Annotated in this window: 13 protein-coding genes; 1 reads left to right on the plus strand and 12 read right to left on the minus strand. The window is 42.7% G+C overall.

The window, feature by feature from the left end; all coding sequences use genetic code 11:
- Positions 1–25 precede the first annotated feature (25 nt).
- Both lspA and ileS read right to left on the minus strand, forming a co-directional pair.
- Entirely contained in the window at positions 26–547 is a 522-nt protein-coding gene (lspA, locus tag K1X76_01820) for a signal peptidase II (GenBank protein ID MBX7147796.1), read from the minus strand.
- On the minus strand, positions 547–3,387 hold the full coding sequence (ileS, locus tag K1X76_01825) for an isoleucine--tRNA ligase (GenBank protein MBX7147797.1): 2,841 nt from the start codon (positions 3,385–3,387) through the stop codon (positions 547–549). Before ileS ends, lspA begins: the two co-directional genes overlap by 1 nt.
- A gap of 163 nt (positions 3,388–3,550) precedes the next feature.
- Between ileS and K1X76_01830 the strand changes: the two genes are divergently transcribed.
- On the plus strand, positions 3,551–4,249 hold the full coding sequence (locus tag K1X76_01830) for a hypothetical protein (protein MBX7147798.1): 699 nt from the start codon (positions 3,551–3,553) through the stop codon (positions 4,247–4,249).
- An 8-nt stretch (positions 4,250–4,257) separates the two neighbouring features.
- On the opposite strand, the gene K1X76_01835 is transcribed toward K1X76_01830, so the two are convergent.
- From K1X76_01835 to ald, 10 genes are all read right to left on the minus strand, one after another.
- Positions 4,258–5,364 (minus strand): aldo/keto reductase, encoded by a 1,107-nt coding sequence (locus tag K1X76_01835; GenBank protein ID MBX7147799.1) that lies wholly within the window; start codon positions 5,362–5,364, stop codon positions 4,258–4,260.
- Between the two features lie 12 nt (positions 5,365–5,376).
- Entirely contained in the window at positions 5,377–6,669 is a 1,293-nt protein-coding gene (locus tag K1X76_01840) for a ribulose 1,5-bisphosphate carboxylase (GenBank protein ID MBX7147800.1), read from the minus strand.
- A 1-nt stretch (position 6,670) separates the two neighbouring features.
- Complete coding sequence (locus K1X76_01845) at positions 6,671–7,087, minus strand: secondary thiamine-phosphate synthase enzyme YjbQ (protein MBX7147801.1); 417 nt, start codon at positions 7,085–7,087, stop codon at positions 6,671–6,673.
- The gene (locus K1X76_01850; protein ID MBX7147802.1) at positions 7,084–7,971 is read right to left on the minus strand and encodes a polyprenyl synthetase family protein; all 888 of its coding nucleotides are present in this window, start codon (positions 7,969–7,971) and stop codon (positions 7,084–7,086) included. Before K1X76_01850 ends, K1X76_01845 begins: the two co-directional genes overlap by 4 nt.
- Complete coding sequence (gene xseB, locus K1X76_01855) at positions 7,968–8,207, minus strand: exodeoxyribonuclease VII small subunit (GenBank protein ID MBX7147803.1); 240 nt, start codon at positions 8,205–8,207, stop codon at positions 7,968–7,970. The genes K1X76_01850 and xseB overlap by 4 nt, the downstream gene beginning before the upstream one ends.
- A gap of 46 nt (positions 8,208–8,253) precedes the next feature.
- Positions 8,254–9,459: an exodeoxyribonuclease VII large subunit gene (gene xseA, locus K1X76_01860; protein ID MBX7147804.1), complete on the minus strand. Its 1,206-nt coding sequence runs from the start codon at positions 9,457–9,459 to the stop codon at positions 8,254–8,256.
- Positions 9,460–9,507: 48 nt separating this feature from the next.
- Positions 9,508–12,012, minus strand: coding sequence for a DUF4215 domain-containing protein (locus K1X76_01865; protein MBX7147805.1), 2,505 nt, complete (start codon positions 12,010–12,012; stop codon positions 9,508–9,510).
- 171 nt (positions 12,013–12,183) lie between these two features.
- Positions 12,184–15,987 carry a DUF4215 domain-containing protein gene (locus tag K1X76_01870; protein ID MBX7147806.1) on the minus strand — a complete coding sequence of 1,268 codons (3,804 nt, stop codon included), beginning with the start codon at positions 15,985–15,987 and terminating at the stop codon, positions 12,184–12,186.
- 147 nt (positions 15,988–16,134) lie between these two features.
- Positions 16,135–17,838: a hypothetical protein gene (locus K1X76_01875; protein MBX7147807.1), complete on the minus strand. Its 1,704-nt coding sequence runs from the start codon at positions 17,836–17,838 to the stop codon at positions 16,135–16,137.
- Between the two features lie 82 nt (positions 17,839–17,920).
- The gene (ald, locus tag K1X76_01880) at positions 17,921–20,035 is read right to left on the minus strand and encodes an alanine dehydrogenase (protein MBX7147808.1); all 2,115 of its coding nucleotides are present in this window, start codon (positions 20,033–20,035) and stop codon (positions 17,921–17,923) included.
- Positions 20,036–20,091: the final 56 nt, after the last annotated feature.

A 20,091-nucleotide genomic window follows, 5' to 3' on the forward strand; every position in this document is an offset into this window, starting at 1 on the left:
TAATGAATGGAAACGTAAATTCTCCTTAACTTTTTGATCTCACCATTGTGTAAAGAAGCAAAACAACACCGCAACTAATAGCCATGTCGGCAACATTAAAAGCCGGCCATGTAAGATCAAAGAATACATGTTTTCCTAGTAAAGAGAAAGAGGCAGTTTTATTTTGCCAATGGAAAGATAAAAAATCAACAACCGACCCTCTAAAAATGCGATCGGTTAAATTGCCAATAGCCCCACTAAACACCATACCCACAGCTACAATAGACAGTTTATCCGATGATTTAAGCTGCTTTAAAAAAGAATATAAAAAAGCAATGGCCACACCTGAAAGAACATAAAAGAATATATCTCTTAAATGTGAATCCCAAGCCGCCAAAAAACCAAAAGCCGCCCCCCTATTACGCACATGCACCAAATCAAAATAACCGGGGATGATGACTTTTGAAGCTCCAAAAGTAAAATATTTAACAATAAGTGCCTTGGTAATTTGATCGAGAATATAAATGGGAGGAAAAACCAAAAGAATTTTTTTGATTTTATGGAGCATCAGCTCACCGCCTCTTCGCAGCGTTTACATACGGTAGGATGAACACCGGAAGCACCTACATCTGTTTTATAGTTCCAGCAACGCTCACATTTCTTACCCTGGGCAGGAACCACCTGAATAACCAGTTGCGGAACATTCTTACTTTCAAATCCAGAAACGGCTTTGGCGTCTTTAATTTCTACTTGAGACACGATGAGGATTTGCGTCCAGTCGGCTTCATATTTTTGAATAAACGATAACGTTTCTCCGCCACCACCCAACAACACTTTGGCATCGAGCGGATGTCCAATTTCTTTTTTCTTACGAGCTTCTTCCAAGACTTTTAACACTTCATCACGAATACGCCCGATACGTTCCCAACGTTCGGTAATTTCCTTATTTTTCCATTCTTCATTAATAGCTAACTTATCTACCAAAAAGATACTGCTCGCATCCGTTTTAGTTTTGGGCATAAAACCCCAAATTTCTTCGGAGGTAAATGACAGGATGGGCGCCATGAGCGGTAACACTAAACGTAGGATATCGTACATGGTGGATTGTGCCGAACGACGCAAGGCACCACCGGCACGATCGCAATAGAGACGATCTTTTAAAATATCAAGATACAAAGCCGAAAGTTCAACGGTAAAAAACTTATTAAGGCTGTGATGCACAACATGGAATTCGTAGTCGTCATAGGCCTTTTCCATTTTTTCGGCAACGGTTGCGGCCATCGATAAAGCATAACGGTCAATTTCTTCGCGCTTGGCATATGGAACCAAATCAGTATCGGGATTAAAATCGTACAAATTCCCCAACATAAAACGACACGTGTTGCGGATTTTTCGGTACACTTCGGCCAAAACTTTAATGATTTCGTCCGATACACGGATATCGTTTCGATAATCTTCGGCCGCTACCCACAAACGCAACAGCTCGGCCCCCGTTTCGGATAAGATTTTTTCGGGTGGCACATAATTTTTAGCCGATTTGGAATATTTTTTTCCCTGTCCATCCACCACAAATCCGTGCGTAAGGCATGTTTTGTACGGGGAACGATCGCGCGTGGCCATAGAGGTAAGAAGCGAAGAATGAAACCAACCTCGATGTTGATCGGAGCCTTCTAAATACAAATCGGCGGGGGAACTAAGCCCACTAAAGCGTTCCAATACGGCTGCGTGTGTAACACCAGAATCAAACCAAACATCCAAAATACTTTTTTCTTTTTCAAACTCAACGCTACCACACTCACAAGTAGTACCCTGGGGCAATAACGGGCCAGTTGCGCGCCACCAGGCATCGGCACCTTCTTTTTCAAACGCCGCTACAATAAAAGCGCCCGATTTTTCGTCTAAATGCACTTTGTGGCATTTTTTACAGGTATGCACCGGAATAGGAACACCCCAAATACGCTGGCGCGATAAACACCAATCGGGGCGCGATTCAATCATGCCATAAATACGTTCGCGCCCCCACGAGGGAACCCATTTAATATTGCCGGTAATAGTGCGTAGTGTTTTTTTGCGTAAATCGTTGTGAGCCAGCGAGCAAAACCATTGTTCGGTAGCGCGAAAAATAACAGGGTTTTTACAACGCCAGCAATGTGGATATTTATGCTTGAGCATTTGCCCCGGGGGATTGAGCAAAATTTTTTGTTCGGCCAAATATTTTACAATTTCGTTATTGGCCTTTTTAATAAAAAGACCTTCCCAACTGCGAATAGCCGGGTCGCGCGCGGTTTCTAGAGAACCTACCATCAGTTTTCCCTGGGCATCTATGGGGCATAAAGTTTCTAAGCCAAACTTTTGACCAATCACATAATCTTCTTGACCATGACCCGGTGCAATATGCACCACACCAGTGCCTGCTTCGGTGGTTACATGAAAACCTTCCACTACTTTTGAATTGCGTTTTAAAAAAGGATGAGAGGCTATCAAATCGTGGCTTAAAAGTTCAGTTCCCGAATAAGAAGCCACAATTTCCTGTTTTCCAATAAACTCGATGTCTTTTAAAAACGTAGTCAGTAAATTTTCGGCTACAATATAATAGTCATCGTCTATTTTAATACTCACGTAACAAATGTCTAAGCCCAACGCCAAACCTAGGTTAGCCGGCAAGGTCCACGGGGTAGTTGTCCAAATTACAAAATATACATTTTTTCCCGTAAACGATTTGTCTTCATCGTTCAGTTTTTCGGGGTTATTAATTTTAAATTTTACGTAAATGGAAGGGGACGATAATTCTTCGTACTCTACTTCGGCTTCAGCTAATGCCGTGTTACAGGATGTACACCAGTATACGGGCTTTTTACCCTGATACACATAACCCTGACTATACAGTTTTACAAATTCACGGGCAATATCGGCTTCAAATTGGTTAGTGAGGGTTAAATACGGACGGTCCCATTCGGCAAAAATACCCAGGCGTTTAAACTCATCTTTTTGAAAATTAATAAAACGGTGAGCATAAGTACGGCAAGCCTCGCGGCGCACCAAGGGGTTGTGAACCTGTTCGGGAGGCAAGTTGGCTTCGGTAAGTTCTTTAACAGCGCCCAATTCAATAGGAAGCCCATGGCAATCCCAGCCCGGAACAAAAGGTGCATAAGCACCGCTAATATTTTTATATTTGATAATAATATCTTTTAAAACTTTATTAAGAATATGCCCAAAGTGGATGTGCCCGTTGGCATACGGAGGGCCATCATGCAAAATAAAACTGGGTTTCTTTTCATTTTTAGCAAGCAGCTTTTTGTAAGTGCCTTCTTTTTCCCAACGCTCCAAAAATTGAGGTTCACGCTTGGGGAGCTCGGCCTTCATAGGAAAATCGGTTTTAGGAAGATTTAAAGTTGCCTTATAATCCATAGGAAACTCACAAAATCATAGTTTATCAATCCTTGTCAAACATTATGATTTTATTCCTGTTATTGGCGTTTTATCAATTAAGGAAGCAATCCCATTCTTCCCTTTACAAAGCCCCGTGAAGGGGGTAAGTCTTTTCACTGTCTTATTAAAGAAGGAGGTTCTTTTGAAAGATGAATTTATTAAATTGGCCGAGCTGTCCAAGCTTGACGCCGAAATTGTGGAAATTCTCGACATCATCGAAGACACTCCCCGCCTGATTACCAACTTAAATCAGGAAATTTCTAAAATTGAGAGTCCCATTACCCTGCTTACCAAAGAACTAGACCAGGCCATTACACAAAAAAAAGGAAATGATTTTAGCCTTACCGAAAAAAAGGAATGGGTTGCCTCGCGAGAAGCCAAAAGTAAAGAAATTAAAACCAATAAAGAATATCATGCCGCTCTTAAAGAGGTAAATGACGGCCAACGCCTTATTGCAAAGCTGGAAGAAGAGAACAAAACTTTAGAAGCCATCATTGAAGAAAAAAACCAAAAAATTGCTGCATTAAAAGAAGAAATCACACAAAAATCAGCGGCTATCCGCGAACAAATTGCCCAACACGAAGCGGCTGTAGCTCAAAGTCGCAGCGAAGCCGATGGCAAAATGAAAAACAGGGATGAGTTTGAAAAAAGTATAAGCCCTGTTCTTATTAAAAAATACAAATCTATTTTTCAACGTGTAAAACCTGCCTTATCTTTGGCAGCGCAGGGTTTGTGCACCGAATGCAACACGCGCATTCCTCCCCAACTTTTTATAGAGCTTCAAAAACCGGATGTTCTTAAATCGTGCCCACAATGTCACCGTATTTTGTTTTTAGGATAAAAATGGAACTACAATAACGTTGTAATTTCTTTTAGCTGAGCAGGCGTCCAATTTTCTTTTTCTAATACCGCCATATTTTCTTTTAAATGCGCCAACAATTTAATGCCGCTCATCACGCTGGTAATCATTTTTTTAGATTCTACAAACTGCAAAGCTTTTTGCACGGGAGTAAAATTACCCGGTATTTTTTTAAAAAACGCATCTCCTTTTTGCAACACCTGCGTTTGCAACAAGGGCGAGGATGCCATAACCTGCAATCCTAAATCGTTAGCCAGGGTTAAAGTAGACAACATTCTGTCACCTACTTTTTGATTAAGAGAGACGGAGGCCTCGCGCATAGCCAAATTATAAGGCATTTGCAGAGCCTTAAAATGATGATCAGCCCCTCCCACATCAACAGCTATTTGATATAACTTGTTTAAATTAAGAGCTTCTAAAACAGGGGCTCTAAAACCATTCCAGGTGGCCAATCCATAATACTGAATTTTTCCTTTATCCACATTTTCTTCCAAAACATGAAAAGCTTTTTCAATTTTTTCATAAAAAACATTTTCGCCCACATGCGGCAGTTGGGTTTCGGGATTATGTAAATAATAAACATCTACGGTTTCACAATTTAAATTACGGAGACTGGTACTAATTTGGTTATCTATAAAACGTGGGGCTAAAGAATGGCAATTGGCCACAATATCATCGGCAGTTAAAATGCCCGGAGTTATAAATTGGTCTTCAATATATTTTTTAAGAGATGGCGCCGGCGCATCTAAAAAGGGAATAAAACCGCCTTTGGTAGAAATAACCACCTCATCGCGCGCTAGTTTTTTTAATTGAATAAGTTTGGCTAAAACACGCCCAATGGTTTTTTCACTGCGCTGGCAACGATAATTAATAGAGGTATCAATAAAATTAATGCCCATCTCTAAGGCTGTTTCAAGAGTTTTGGTATAGAGAGCATCGGTATCGCTGTCGTAGTGGCCCAAATAAGTACCAATGGCCATGGCTGGAATAGTCCATTCGCACAAACTGCGCACTTTTTCTTCGTGCATCCACCGTTTTTGGAGACGACGAAAATAACGGCCGGTTCCGTCTATTGTGGCACCTAAAGGAGGAATCATATTCTTATTCCCTTACTTAAAACTATCGAGAGCTAATTTGAGTTCCGTATTCTGTTCCGAATATTTTTGAAGATCAACACCATTTTTTATGGCATTCCAGGCCTGATGAAGTGACATAGCCCCGGCTTTGGGCCCTAACGGATGCCCAAACACACCACGGCCGGCAATAAAACCAAAATGAGGATGACCAATTTTTTGATAAACAAGAGGTAAAGTTACGGCCGAATCGCTACCACCAGGCACTGCCAGAGCCGGTTTTATATTGCCCATAGGCTCCAAACAGGCTTGAACCTGTTCTTGTACACGCCAATCGGGCGCATACATCCGCGGGCCAAAACCCGGGATAACAATAATATCGGCCCCCAGTAAACGTTGAAGCTTTACAAAAACTTTTCCTTCAATGCCGTAATGCTGAAGGCGTTCAAAAAGAGCAGCTCCAGTAAAATGAGAAAGAATGGGAAGCGATGAGAGTTGACGCAGCCGCTTTAAGGCCGGCATGCCGGTAAAATAAGAATTTACCATCACACAACCCGCTCCACCCTCTTTGGCTTTTTTATAAAGTTCTTCCATGGCCTGGGTTTCGTCTGTCACATTCACCACAAACATTTTTGGAATTTTTGTTTCAGATTCTGCCTTACGGCGTAACGTTTCAACAGCTTTTAAACGTGCACTTAATTCTAAATTGGGAGCATCGGCCAACATTTCATCATCTTTGGCAATATCAAGCCCTCCCACCAAACTTTGGTAGGTAATCTCAGCAAAATCGGCTGCCTCAAGTCCAATATTGGGTTTAACCACACCAATAAAAAAGGGTCTGTTGTAAACCTGTAAACTTTGTCTTAGCCCGTCAATGCCAAAAGTCGGCCCAGGAAAGTTTTTTAAGAAGGTTTCTGGAAAATGAATATCGGTAATTTTAAGAACGGGGATAGACGGACAATAAAAAGCCCCCTCGCCTGCAATGGCCGACAATAAATTAGGAATGCGCGGTCCAAAATTGATTAAAGGATGATAAACTCTTACCGAACAAACCGTAACAGGACGAGAAGCCTGATATTCGGGATACGAAAAAGAATTTTGGGTTTTGATAATTTTAAGATTGGTAAACTTGGCGGCATACTGAGGGCGGTAATCTTCGTTTAAACCAGGACGTTTCCACTGGGCTGTACTTTGCTCACTGCAAATTCCGGCACAAGCAAGGTGTGGATCAATTTCGGTTTCAAAAATATAATCGATACCTAAATAATCACTTATCCGATGCTTTTCTGGATTAAAAACAAAACCCTCAATGTCGGCTGATTGAACCATATTATATCAGTACGGTTAAATTTACGGTACGCTTCTCCCGTGGCCCGTCTAATTCAATAAAAAAAAGACGCTGCCAGGTTCCTAATTCCATTTTTCCGTTTTTAACAATAATGGTTTCGGACGTGTTGATTAGAAAACTGAGTAAATGACTATGGGCATTGGGTCTATCATCCACGGCCACTTTATTATGTTCGTAGTTGGCCTTAGAGGGCGCCAGTTTTTCGGCCCAAGCATAAAAATCACGTTCCAAGGCATCACATTGTTCGTTAATTTTAATACCAGCGGTTGTATGATGACTGGCAACCACCAAAAGGCCGTTTGTAATATTGAGTTCTTTTATTTTTTGAGAAACGGCTTCGGTAATATCCATTAACTGGAGAGGTTTTGTGGTAATAAGAGTGATGGAATCTGTAATCATTTTTTACGCTCAATTATGTAACGTGCCAAAGCCCGCAGCGGTTCGGCTTCTTCCCCAAAACCTGCCAAACATGAAAGAGCTTCGTCTACTACACGCTTTGCTTCCTTTTTGGCTCCGTCTAGCCCCAATAATTTAGGGTAGGTCATCTTGTTGTTTTCGGCATCTGAGCCAATATCTTTGCCAATCTCCTCGCCTCCTTCAATATCCAAAATGTCGTCGGCAATTTGAAAAGCAAGTCCAATAGCTTGGCCATACTGCTCTAGCATTTGAAGGCGTTTTGTATCGGCAGTGATGGCTTTAGCCCCACTGGTGACCGATACGGTAATTAATTGTCCGGTTTTAAGAGAATGTAATTTTTTGAGCGCATCCAAAGTTAATTCTTTTCCTTCGGCTTGCATATCGAGCACCTGACCACCCACCATACCAACAGAACCCGTAGCCAGCGCAATATCGTTGATGATGGGTAAAATACAATCGGCATTAATTTTTCCGTTAAGTTGTGTGAGTACCGAAAAAGCCTGCGCAATAAGTCCATCGCCTGCCAAAATGGCCGTGGCCTCGCCGTACACCACGTGATTGGTAGGTTTTCCACGACGCAAGCTATCGTCATCCATGGCCGGCAAATCGTCGTGCACCAGCGAAAAGGTATGAATCATTTCAAGAGCAGCCGCAATAGGAAGAACTTGTTCTGCCTTGCCACCACATGCCTCGGCCGATGCAATAACAAGTAAAGGACGTACACGCTTACCACCGGCAAAAAGGCTGTAGCGCATTGATTCATGAATAACCGGTGGAAACGCATTTTTAGCCGGCATATGGGCATCCATATACCCTTCTACCAATTCATTAACACGGGCAATGTATTTTAAAAGATCAAAGCTCATTCGGCGTCCAACTCCATATCTTCTGCTATTAAAAGATCTTCTTTTTTCACAATTTTTTCTAATTTTCCCTTTGCCTCTTCCAGTTTTGATTCGCAAAATTTAACCAAACTCATGCCTTCTTCAAAGTTTTTGAGCATATCATCAAGCTTAAGCTCTCCACCTTCCAGCTTTTCAATCATACCGCTTAGTTTTTCCATGGCACTTTCAAAACTTAGATTTTTGGATGTTTTGCTCATAGTCAATAAGCCAAATAGCGCGTTACAAAGGGGCGGTCAAGCCGCTTTAAGCCAAACGAACCGTCTTTTTGCCGTCTTTTAAATGCACAGTGTATTCGTTTTGTTCTTTAAGACCGGCGGTAGTTTTTACCACCTGATTATTGTTGTTATAAATAATAGCATAACCCTTTTCCAGTGGTGCCATGGGCGATAAGCCTAAAAGCTGAGTTTTAGTTTGCATAAATTCCATCATTTTAATTTTTAAATAATGGCGGCACACTAAAATCATTTTTTGGGTTTTATTATCTAAATCCAACACATGGTCATCCACAACCTGCAACGGATCTTTTAAACTCTTTTTATAGTGTTTTAAAGTTTCGGATTCTCTCTCAATAAAAAGCTGCAGCGAACGAATAAGTACAATTTTTATCTCCGTCAAACGCCGAAATAAGTCTTCTTTAAGAGGCATTACAAGCTCGGCCGCAGCAGAAGGAGTGGGAGCTCGTACATCGGCAGCAAAATCACACAGCGTAAAATCGGTTTCGTGCCCCACAGCCGATACAATAGGTTTTTTACAAGCGGCCACAGCGCGCACTAATATTTCTTCGTTAAAAGCCCACAAATCTTCCATAGAACCTCCCCCGCGGCCCACAATAAGCACATCAATATCGGGGATTGTATCCATGTGCCCAATAGCCTTAGCAATAGCCTGAGAAGCACCTTCACCCTGAACCGTAACCGGGTACAACACAATATCTACATTTGGAAAACGCCGGCGCATCACAGTAACCATATCGTGTACTACAGCTCCCTGTGGCGAAGTAATAAGCCCCACCCGGCGCGGCATAAGCGGAAGTTCTCTTTTATTACTTTCTTCAAACAAACCTTCGTCGGTTAATTTCTTTTTTAACTGCTCAAAGGCCATCATGAGAGCTCCCAATCCCTTGGGTTCTACAAAATCAACAACCAGTTGATATTGCCCACGTGGCTCATACACGCTAAGGCGACCATGAAGCGTTACTTCCATACCGTCTTCCAATTCACATCTTTTATATTGCTTGGAGTATTTAAAAAAGACGGCCGATACAGAAGCCCCGGCATCTTTCAGTGTAAAATAGGTATGGCCATTGGCCGAAAGTTTGAGATTAGACACTTCACCAGTAACCCATACATCGGTAAAATTATCGGAAAGCAGATTTTTAATATCGCGTGTCAGCTCGGTAACCGACACCACGTTTTTAGGCTCTAAAATAGACAGCGTACTGGCAGGCATGCGCCAAACTTGTCATGCTTAAAATAACTTGGCAATCACTAAAAAATATTAATAGCGCTCTTTACGCAAGCGTAAAATAAAGGGAGGAACTAAAGTAACTACAATAAGAACTAAAGGTGATAAATCGGTATGTGCCACAGGTTCAAGGCTGGCTGCACAACCACCCACAAAATTAAGGCTGGCCACGCTACAAGCACCCGATACGCTGGTTTGATCAAAAACTATTTGATTGTGATCGGGATCGGCTTCACCCTGATCTAAAATATCGCCAATACTGGGAGTCCAGGTACCACCGGCACCTAAACAATCGGCTTCGTTATCAATAGCGGGAGTAGGCTCTACCGGAGTATCGGGGTTTTCCGAAGGTTCATCTGGTGTTTCTTCAGTGGTGCATGTAGAGGAGCAACCATCTCCATTTAGCTTATTGCCATCATCGCATTCTTCACCGGTTTCTACCACACTGTTACCACAAACAATTAAAGTACAATCCTCTTTACAAGAGGCTGTTCCATCACATTCTTCTTCATCTCCTACTACACCATCGCCACATATATTTGGAATTACAGGAACGGGAAAAGTACAGTTATTTAAGCATTCATCCGTATTATCATCATTACCGTCATCGCAATCTTCCGGCTCTTCTTTAATACCATTTCCACAATCGGGAGCATCGCAAGCATCGCCTATATGGTCGCCATCGGCATCTGGAAAGCCCTCATCAACGCCATTAATCCCGTTATCGTCAATACCGTTACAAATTTCAGGATCACAAAAATCAGGAACTTGATCCTGATCAGCATCGGCACTGTCATTGCCTCCAGCACAAATATCCTGACAATCTTTTACACCATCGCCGTCAGTATCGGGAAAGTTTTCGTCTATGCCATTAATCCCATTATCATCAATTCCATTGCAAATTTCCACATCCATACAATTGGCAATGCCATCGTGGTCGCTATCGCGAAAACCTTCGTCTATGCCTCTAATCCCGTTATCGTCAATACCGTTACAAATTTCGGGATCACAAAAATTGGGCTTTCCATCATGATCGGCATCGGCATGGTCGTCGCCACCTTTGCAAATATCCAAACAGTTTTTTACCCCGTCGTGATCAGAATCGGGAAAGCCTTCATCTATTTTACCGTCACCATCATTATCAAATCCATCGCATACTTCTATATCGGCGCAATCGGCCACTCCGTCGCCGTCGGTATCAGGGAAACCCTCGTCTATGCCATCTATGCCGTTATCATCAATCCCATTACAAGCTTCAGGATCACAAAAATCGGGCTTCTGATCATGATCAGCATCTGCATGATCATCACCACCCGCACAAATATCCATGCAATCTTTTACACCATCACCATCACTATCAGGAAAACCTTCGTCAATCCCATCTATACCGTTATCATCAATTCCATTACAATCTTCCGGATCGCAAAAATCGGGCTTTTGATCATGATCAGCATCTGCATGATCATCACCACCCGCACAAATATCTATACAGTCTTTTACACCATCACCATCACTATCAGGAAAATTTTCATCAATACCATTTATACCATTGTCGTCTTTGCCATTACATATTTCAGGGTCACAAAAATCAGGCTTGCCGTCGTGATCGGCATCGGCTTTATCATCACCACCCGGGCAAATATCTATGCAATCTTTTACACCATCACGGTCGGTATCAGGATAACCTTCATCAACATCACCATCACCATCGTTATCTTTTCCATCGCAAATTTCTCTTTTTTTGCAAGAATTAGAGCATTCATCGTTGTTATTGTTGTTTCCATCATCACATTCTTCACCAGGATAATCTCCCACAATACCATTGGGACAAAAGCAAGATAATGGAGCTCCTTCGGCAGGTGTTCTGTCAATATCAACAATACCGCCATTCCCATCACATTCCTGCCGTGTACATCCATCGGACGAAATGCCTATATCTGTTCCTGCAGAAACAAAGGTTTCTACTACACCTAACTCAGGATCACACTCTACAATAACACATTCGGATGGGGGCTGTGTGGGAGTAGAAACATCAACCAGCTGGCAAGGTTCCCAACCGGCATCACCAATACACTTTTGTTCCCAGCGGGCACAAACACCTTCAACTGGTGTGGTTCCACCGGTATAATCTTGTGTAACATAGTCGGTACACTCTCTTACCTTTCCCGGTACACAACCACCACGCGTAGTACATTGATTGGTACAACTGTCTAAATCATTCCTGTTGCCATCGTCACATTCTTCTTTTCGAGGATCTACTCGCCCATTGCCACATTCTTCTATTTGACAAATAGGATTACAGCCATCACCAATAGCATTGTTACCATCATCACATTCTTCAAAACTTTGTTTGGTACCGTCACCGCAGGAAGGGCGGCAATTAGAGGGGCAACCATCACCGTCAATATTGTTACCATCATCACATTCTTCACCGACATCAAGATGGCCGTCACCGCACACACCGGCATAAGAGACTTGAGCCGTAAAGCAAATAGCCATGAAAACGCATGCATACAGAATGAAGTTAACAACTTTCATATTCACATTTTTGCGAAAATTTTAAAAAGCATGCCCAGCTTTTTTTAATGCTTTATGCTGTTTTATCGGTGATGAAAAGAAAAAGTTGCGTGAATTTACTGTGAATACTTTAAATAGGGCGAAGCTCTCTTTAAAGTATAAAATATTATGTAATTACAAATAGTTAAGTCTTCAGTGCCGTCTTATTGTAACTCTCAGGAAAATAATAGGAACAAAACCTAAAGCAATCACTATCAAAAACCAGAGTGGAATTGCTTGAAACGTACCTATTGGTACAATACTCGCCGCACAACCACCCACAAATTTAGCTTCGGCTCTATGGCAAACACCAGCGCTTGCATCCCCTTCAAGAACAACACTATTGTCGGTTAAATCTTCCTTACCTTCTTCAATAATTTGACCAATTGATGGTTTCCAAGTACCACCAACAGCAATGCAATCATTTTCACTCTCTACACCGGGTACAGGTTCAAGCTTACACACCGAGGAGCAACCATCACCATTTTGATTATTACCATCATCGCATTCTTCATTGAGTTCGGCATTAATATCACCATCACCACATTTTTCTTCACATTCAGGGATAGTATCGTCATCTGCAGGATCTTCTATAGGTGTTCCTACACAATTGCCAGACGCACAAGAAAAAGTAGTACAGTTATCGTTTGAACCACATGCTGTTCCATCGGCCACGGGCGTTGTGATAATCCCTTCACTCGCCACACACGATGTTGTCACACACGTATTATCCGAAGCGGGAATTTCGATGGGAGATCCCACACATTCACTGGTGGCATTGCACGCATAGGCTTGGCATTTGTCGGGGCCTTCACAAGCCGTTCCCTGGGATGCAGGCCGTATAGAACAGGCCGACCACGAATGATCATCACGACAAATACGTTGCGTTACTTCGCACACCTCAAGCATCGCACCTGGCAACTTACAACCTTCTATAGTTTCTGGCACATCACATTCAAATTGACAGGCGTCACACCCGTCTCCACTAATATCATTCCCATCATCGCATTCTTCGGCCACAATATCATCAGCTGGAGTGAATTTTGATCCCAAATCTTCTTTTTCTACAATACCGTTTCCACAAACAGGTCGTGGATCACAGGCATCGCCTAAGCCATCACCATCTGTATCCTTTTGCAAATCGTTTTCAACCTTGGGGCAATTATCACATTCATCTCCCCAACCATCACTATCGGTATCAACAAAAGTTTCATCAGACTTACCATCTCCATTATCATCAAGCCCGTTGCATTTTTCTAAATCACATTTATTGGGGATCCCATCGCCATCAGCATCTTTGGTATCATCCCCACCGGCACAAATATCGATACAATCTTTAAAACCATCGCCATCGGTATCTGGAAATCCCTCGTCCACACCGTTGTATCCATTATCATCTATGCCATTACATATTTCTCGATCACAAAAATTGGAGATACCATCGCCATCGGCATCGCGAAAACCACCATTAGTTACAGGATCTTCGTCTACCAATCCATCCCCGTCATTATCCTCACCATCACATTCTTCCACATCACAAACATCTCCTACATGATCTCCATCCACGTCTGCCTGGCCTAGATTTACTATTGATGGACAATTATCACAAGCATCACCCCAATGATCACCGTCCGAATCACCGCCTGAACCTTCATCATAAATTCCATCTCCGTCATCATCCAGACCATTACAGGGATCTTCAGAAAGACAGTTTGCATCACAACCATCACCCGAAACCAAATTGCCATCGTCACATTGTTCATGACCTATCCAAAGATGCCCATCACCACAACGAGCAATAGAACATGATACACACGCATCCATAGGGTCTTGATTTCCATCATCGCAACCTTCATGACCACTCCATACAGCACCATCCCCGCATACAGCCTGTTTGCAGGCCACACAGTTATCGGTTACAATTGTATTACCATCATCACATTGTTCTATATCGGCAGGATCAGTGGGACTTGCTACAGTTTGCACAACCCCATCACCACACACATTAAACTGACAGGTCGATTTGCAAAAATTATGATTATCGGTATCGCCATCATCACATTCATCTACCCAACCCGCTCTGCCATAAATACCATTAATGCGGGAATCGCCGCAAAACTCACGTTTACAACTGGCCGAACAACCATCACCATCTAAGTTTCCTCCATCATCACACTCATCTAAAACGCCCGTTGTTCCATCAATATTCACAACACCATCGTCGCAACGTTCTAAAATACAAGTAGAAGAACAACCATCACCATTTATATTATTGCCATCATCGCATTCATCTACCCAAGCGCTTTCACCATAAATGCCGTTTACCACTCCATCGCCACAAAATTCCTTTTTACAAAGAGAGTCGCAACCATCATTATCGTCAAGATTACCATCATCGCATACTTCATCAGCTTCTTTATCGCCATTGCCACAATCTTCAATAACTATCCTTAAGGCATTTGTAACATCATAGTACTCATTAGATTCAAAATTTCCCAATGCCAACAATCGGTTTTCAGAATCTAAGATAGAACCCACTACGTAGTCACCACCACCCTGGGGATTAAAATCTTGGGATACAAGACCCCGATAAAAAGCACCCCCCTCTTTAGGAACACCTAGCGAATCAGTAGCGGCAACAAAAATATGCCCTTCCATATAGGGAGCTCCAGGTAAATATCCATCTTCCACGTATTGACTCCCCAACACCATAAAATTGCCGGAAGCATCAATCCAAAGATTGTTTAAAGACACATAATTATCAAAATTTGTAACAAGTATAGGGAGATTAATAAGAAGAAAGCCTGAGTGTGCAAATGAAGTATCAAGCGTTCCATCAGCACGAAGTGCACCCAAAAAAAACTTTTGATAAGTAGCCGTCTGATTATAAACGGGGTCTGGATCTGTTCCAGCTACAATCCATCGATGATCACTAGATTCTTTAAATTTAACGGTAGGCTTTACAGGATATGGAGCTTGCCATAACACGGCAGACCTAGGGACTCCACCAATAACTGACGAACCAAAAGTAGTATCTAAGTGGCCATCTGAATTAAGTTGAAAAATAAGAACATCTCTTTCTCCGTCAAAAGTCGTCAGTAATCTTATTTTTCCATTGGCTCCATCCCTCATATCTGACACCACAGCTTGAGAAGCAAGAGCAGGATAAAGCTGTGGTAAAATACTATCTAAAAACACAAACCCATCCGGCGATCCATTTAAATCGTAATCTTCTCCAAAATTTGAATCCAATCCGCCAAGAGAATTTAATTTTAATAAAATTTGTCGGGTAGGGAATACTGCCGTGCCGTTAGATTCAACCCATCCCAAATATAATTGGCCTCCACTTTCAGTAGACAAAGCTGCTGTTAATGAATGTGCATTAAGTGTTACCAAAGAGCCGCCCTGAGGAAATCGAATGGTTACTTTTTTAATATTTAACGTATCTTGGACAGTATCATAGCGCACGCGGTAAAACTGCTCGGCACCAGTAAAACCAAATACCCCTGTTATTTCAATAAAGTCAGGATTAAGAAGATTTTGTAAAAGAGGACCAGGTTCAGAACGCAGGGAAATTAGCGAATAATCGCTTATTGGAGGCACATTTAGAATTGTATCAATCTCTATTTGTCGATAAAAATTGTGCCTGTAAAAGTTTAAATCTGGGGCACCACTTTCCAAAACATGCGCCAAGTAGATAAATTCCTTTGAGTCATAAGATTGCCCCACAATCCAAGCTCCATCTAGATTGTCGGATAAAATTGAGTAATTAACACCTGCGGGATCTTGTCCAATTGGAGGCTGGTAAACAAAATCAAAGATATATTCAGCCCGGCCAGAAGTTCCAAAACTTAAATCTAAATCTCCCGATGCCGCATACGCTTGTGAGAAGCTGAAAGTGAATAAAAATATAAAGGGGATAAATAAAAGATGAAAACGATTTAAAAAATAACGCATAGAAAGGACCTCGTCTTAAGTGTCCTTTCCCTAATTTTTGCCCAAATACTTGTTCTTACTTTAATTATCGGCAAACTAAACAATAAAGTTGCGTAAAAAGAAATTAAATAAAATAAAGTAAAATCATATACTTAAATAAATTTTTACTTACGGCACTCGTGGATCACGTACTGTTTCGCGTTCTTTGCGATCCCTTTCCAGTACATCGGTTGCTGTTTCGCTTGCACGCCTTACAACATCAAGCGCTTTACGATCCTCAATTAAACGAGAAGCAAGGCTCACCAATTCTGTTTGTACCAAAGCATCTAACGACGTGGTATTGCCTAATAAAACAGCATCCAGGGTTTTAAGCACCGCATTGGCTTCTGCATCACTCAGTAATCCGCTTTCAGGATGAAAAACTTGTTCTGCCTGACCAAGCATTTGCAATAAAAAGTCATCGGGAGTTACAGCCAAGCTCCGGCGCAAAGCTAAATATTGGGCCGCAGATGTTTGTCCTTCGGTAGCAATATGCCGCATGCGAAATAGGTCTTCTAACGATCTAGGATATGCACTTTCGGGACTTACTGTAAAAACAGCGGGAGGATCAACATTATCGGCCGTCCCGCCAAACTCAATTCTTCCTCGTGGCTGAGGTTCAGCATCTGCACGCTGCGGCCTCAGCTTGGCCAATTCCCTACTCACCAAACCTCGTGCCGATTTTTTTATCTCCTCTGTTAAACCGTCTGTTGTGGCAAAATTATCGTACCACTCTTGAAGCTCGGCCTCACTCGTACAAGCATTGAGAGCTGTTAATTCTCGTTGCATGTACTTCAAAGCCTCCATTAAGGTCGCTGCATCTGCTTTGTGAAAAACATCAAATCTTCCTTCATTCTCATTTAAAAAACTTATTAAATTAGAAAGGGCTGAGATAATATTTTGTAAAGAATGAGACGCTCCAATACTCAAGGCAAAATCAGTTAAACGAGTTCTTAAATCGTATGCATTAAAAACAAGAGGAGCGGCCAAATCAATTTTACCTTTTATCCACTGACCAATACCATGTGCCGCAGCATCTTTCATTTGCGCCATGCTGGGCTCACCCTGCATAACACGCGATTGTTCTTCTATTTCAGCAAAATCGGAATCATCCATACCAAAACTAATATCACCCGCCCGCCATTCTGCCTCTAAGGGATCTGCACTGTAATCCAAAATCGTATAGCGGCCACTCACAGGATCTTGTTCCAGGTAATATAAAGAATAACGTTTACTCAAATCTCTCACCAAACCACCACCCGGAGTCTGTTTAAAAGACTCAGAATCACACACAATATTAAAAACGTCCTCTTTACTGATCATCCCGCTATCGGCCAAATAACCTAAAATGCTGGCAAGCTCGCTTACAAAACGCTCAAAACCATCTTGAGTTCTGTCTTCAAAACTTTCTAAATTGGCATTGGGTGTATTGGCCGGCAATAAATATACCTGCCAATTCCCATCGCGATATTCCACACCGGATACACGCGCCCCTGTGGCCGGCAAAAATCTTAACAGTGTTGCCATTTGTTTGCTTGTTAAAGGACCGGTAATATCTCGCAATAAAAGAGGAAGGGTATAAGAAGTGGATGATCTCAAGGCGCCGGGTTTAAGGGGTACAGCTGTATATAAATAATCGGCACCAATTTGATGAAGACTGGGATTCGGGTTTAAAAAAAGCGCGTCGGCAACAGCACGAACATCATCTTCGTTTTGAGCTGCTGTTAAGGCAGATAAAGCATCCCGAGCCATATCGGCCTGAGCTTGTGGCAACGACGGAATAATGGCCCATAATTGGGAACTTAAATGTTCAGATAATTCAATGCCCGGCATACTTTCCCTATTCTAACTCCCAGCCCTGGGAGGATAGGGGATTATCGGATTAGCATCAAAAAAGTTGCGTGATTTTATATATTTATTTTCTCTCTACTAAATCTCTTTCTACCCTATCAATTTCTTCCTCGGCACGTAATAAGGCTTCAGCTTTAGCGGCAGTTACCTTTGCTTCTTCAGCAGCCCGACGACGCGCATAATCAACAACAAGCTGCTCTAAAGCCTGAGCACGAATATCGTCAATATCGGTGGATAAAACTAAAGCCTGGTCTCTATCCAAAACAGAACCCAACACCTCAAAAACCAGCGAGGCTTCGTCCACACCTAGTTGCGTAGAACCCAAAGCATCTCTAACGGCTTTCGATAAATCGGTAACCAGCTTATAATCTACAAATGTCCCTCGAGCAGCCACATCTCTTAATAGCGCCCGGTAACGTTCGTAATCATTTGGATAGTCACCGTCTGAATAATAAACTTTGTCGTAAATATCTTTCAATCGCGATGATTCAGGGGCTGGTACGGGGGCCGGCTTTACTGTAACATCCGTATTGGCGGGCGCAGCATCAAAAAGCGCATCTACAGCTTTTGGTTTTAAACCTAAACCAGGAACTATACCCAATAAAACTCGCGCTAACTCAATGTTTGGAGCTTCTGCAGGAGTATCCCACACAAAACCACGCCAACTCATTTGCTTTTCTTTGGCATCCTCTACATTATCGGCAACAACATCCAGTAATGCAGCATTATCGGATACAGCCAAAATATACAAAGGAATCGCAAAGTCGGTTGAAAATACCGTGCGGGCATCCAAATAATCGGCCATGTTCACCGAAAGATCGTAACGGCCAGTGGCTTGTTCTAGCGCTTCATAAAGACGAATTGGATCTTCGTATAAACGCTCCAAAATTTCTTGCGCGTCTGGGTTTGCATAAAAAGCAGCCAGCACCGGTTTTAAGTCATTCCAAATAATCCCATCAAATAACGGATGACTTTGAGCCAAAGCCAGCGTACGGTCTGCAGCGCGCTGGGCATCGGGAGTTAACGAAATGGCAGGTGCGGGTGCTGGGGCATCAACAACAACAGAAGGAACAAACGGTACCACGGGCTCACCAATAGAACTGCCTACGGCAGGATCAACCAAATTACCGTCATACACACTTAAGCCTTTTAATAAACCGGCATCGGCAGCCACGGCTTCTTGCCAACCGGCCGCTAATGCTAAACCGTACTCAAGCGTACTATTGTTAAGAGCAAGGGTTGATGTTTGCGCTACCGAACCGGGCATGTTGGCAACAGAATAAATAATAACACCATGGGTTGTTGTATAAACGGGATCGGAATGTGTTGTGGCACGCGCCCCTTCCATAGCCCCACCTTGATCAATCGCCACATCTACCACCACACTGCCTGGTGCCATGCGCGCAACAGCATCTTGAGTAATAAGCTGAGGCGCTTTAGCTCCATGGATATACACCGAACCAATTACCGCATCGGAAGCCGCCACAAGATCATCCAGATTAACCGAAGCATCAAGCACACGAGCAATGGGGCGATTAAAGAAATTATTAAGGTAGCGAACACGCGCAGGGCTTACATCTAAAATAGTCACATCGGCGCCCATACCCACCGCTTTTTGTGCAGCGGCCAAACCCACAGCACCACCACCTACAATGAGCACCTTGGCAGGATTGGTTCCAGGAACGCCACCCATGGCAATCCCTTTACCTCCGGCCGGAGCTGTTAAATAGTAAGCTGCTTTATCAGCCGCTAAAACACCGGCCACAATGCTCATAGGAGCCAGTAATGGCGTGCGACCATTGCCGTCTTTTACGGTTTCGTAAGCAACAGCGGTTACACCAAAACGCATGAGATCGCGAGTTAAAGCGGGGCCGCTGGCCAAATGTAAATAGGTGTATAAAAGTTTTCCACGTCCGTATTGTTCGAGATATTTTAAATCGTCACCGTAAGGCTCTTTCACCTTAATGTACATATCGGCGCCTTTAAAAACTTCTTCGGCTGTTGCCACAACGGTAGCACCCGCTTCGCGATATTCATCGTCGGTAAAACCGCTTTTTATACCCGCGCCGCTTTGCACCAACACCGTATTGCCTGCCGCTACATAAGCCGCTACCGCCTCCGGCGTTAAGCCCACACGACTTTCGTTATTTTTAACCTCTGTTGGTACCCCAATAGTAATCCCTGGCATAGTATCTCCTAGTTTTTTACGTTTGTTTTTGCGATTTAAATTCTGCC

It is taken from the genome of bacterium (assembly GCA_019695305.1).
GTDB lineage: Bacteria > UBA10199 > UBA10199 > UBA10199 > JAIBAG01 > JAIBAG01.

What these genes read in the sequence shown, in the direction of transcription:
- lspA (MBX7147796.1), bottom strand. Translation starts at nt 547, where the DNA reads ATGCTCCATAAAATCAAAAAAATTCTTTTGGTTTTTCCTCCCATTTAT.
- ileS (MBX7147797.1), bottom strand. Translation starts at nt 3,387, where the DNA reads ATGGATTATAAGGCAACTTTAAATCTTCCTAAAACCGATTTTCCTATG.
- K1X76_01835 (MBX7147799.1), bottom strand. Translation starts at nt 5,364, where the DNA reads ATGATTCCTCCTTTAGGTGCCACAATAGACGGAACCGGCCGTTATTTT.
- K1X76_01840 (MBX7147800.1), bottom strand. Translation starts at nt 6,669, where the DNA reads ATGGTTCAATCAGCCGACATTGAGGGTTTTGTTTTTAATCCAGAAAAG.
- K1X76_01845 (MBX7147801.1), bottom strand. Translation starts at nt 7,087, where the DNA reads ATGATTACAGATTCCATCACTCTTATTACCACAAAACCTCTCCAGTTA.
- K1X76_01850 (MBX7147802.1), bottom strand. Translation starts at nt 7,971, where the DNA reads ATGAGCTTTGATCTTTTAAAATACATTGCCCGTGTTAATGAATTGGTA.
- xseB (MBX7147803.1), bottom strand. Translation starts at nt 8,207, where the DNA reads ATGAGCAAAACATCCAAAAATCTAAGTTTTGAAAGTGCCATGGAAAAA.
- xseA (MBX7147804.1), bottom strand. Translation starts at nt 9,459, where the DNA reads ATGCCTGCCAGTACGCTGTCTATTTTAGAGCCTAAAAACGTGGTGTCG.
- K1X76_01865 (MBX7147805.1), bottom strand. Translation starts at nt 12,012, where the DNA reads ATGAAAGTTGTTAACTTCATTCTGTATGCATGCGTTTTCATGGCTATT.
- K1X76_01870 (MBX7147806.1), bottom strand. Translation starts at nt 15,987, where the DNA reads ATGCGTTATTTTTTAAATCGTTTTCATCTTTTATTTATCCCCTTTATA.
- K1X76_01875 (MBX7147807.1), bottom strand. Translation starts at nt 17,838, where the DNA reads ATGCCGGGCATTGAATTATCTGAACATTTAAGTTCCCAATTATGGGCC.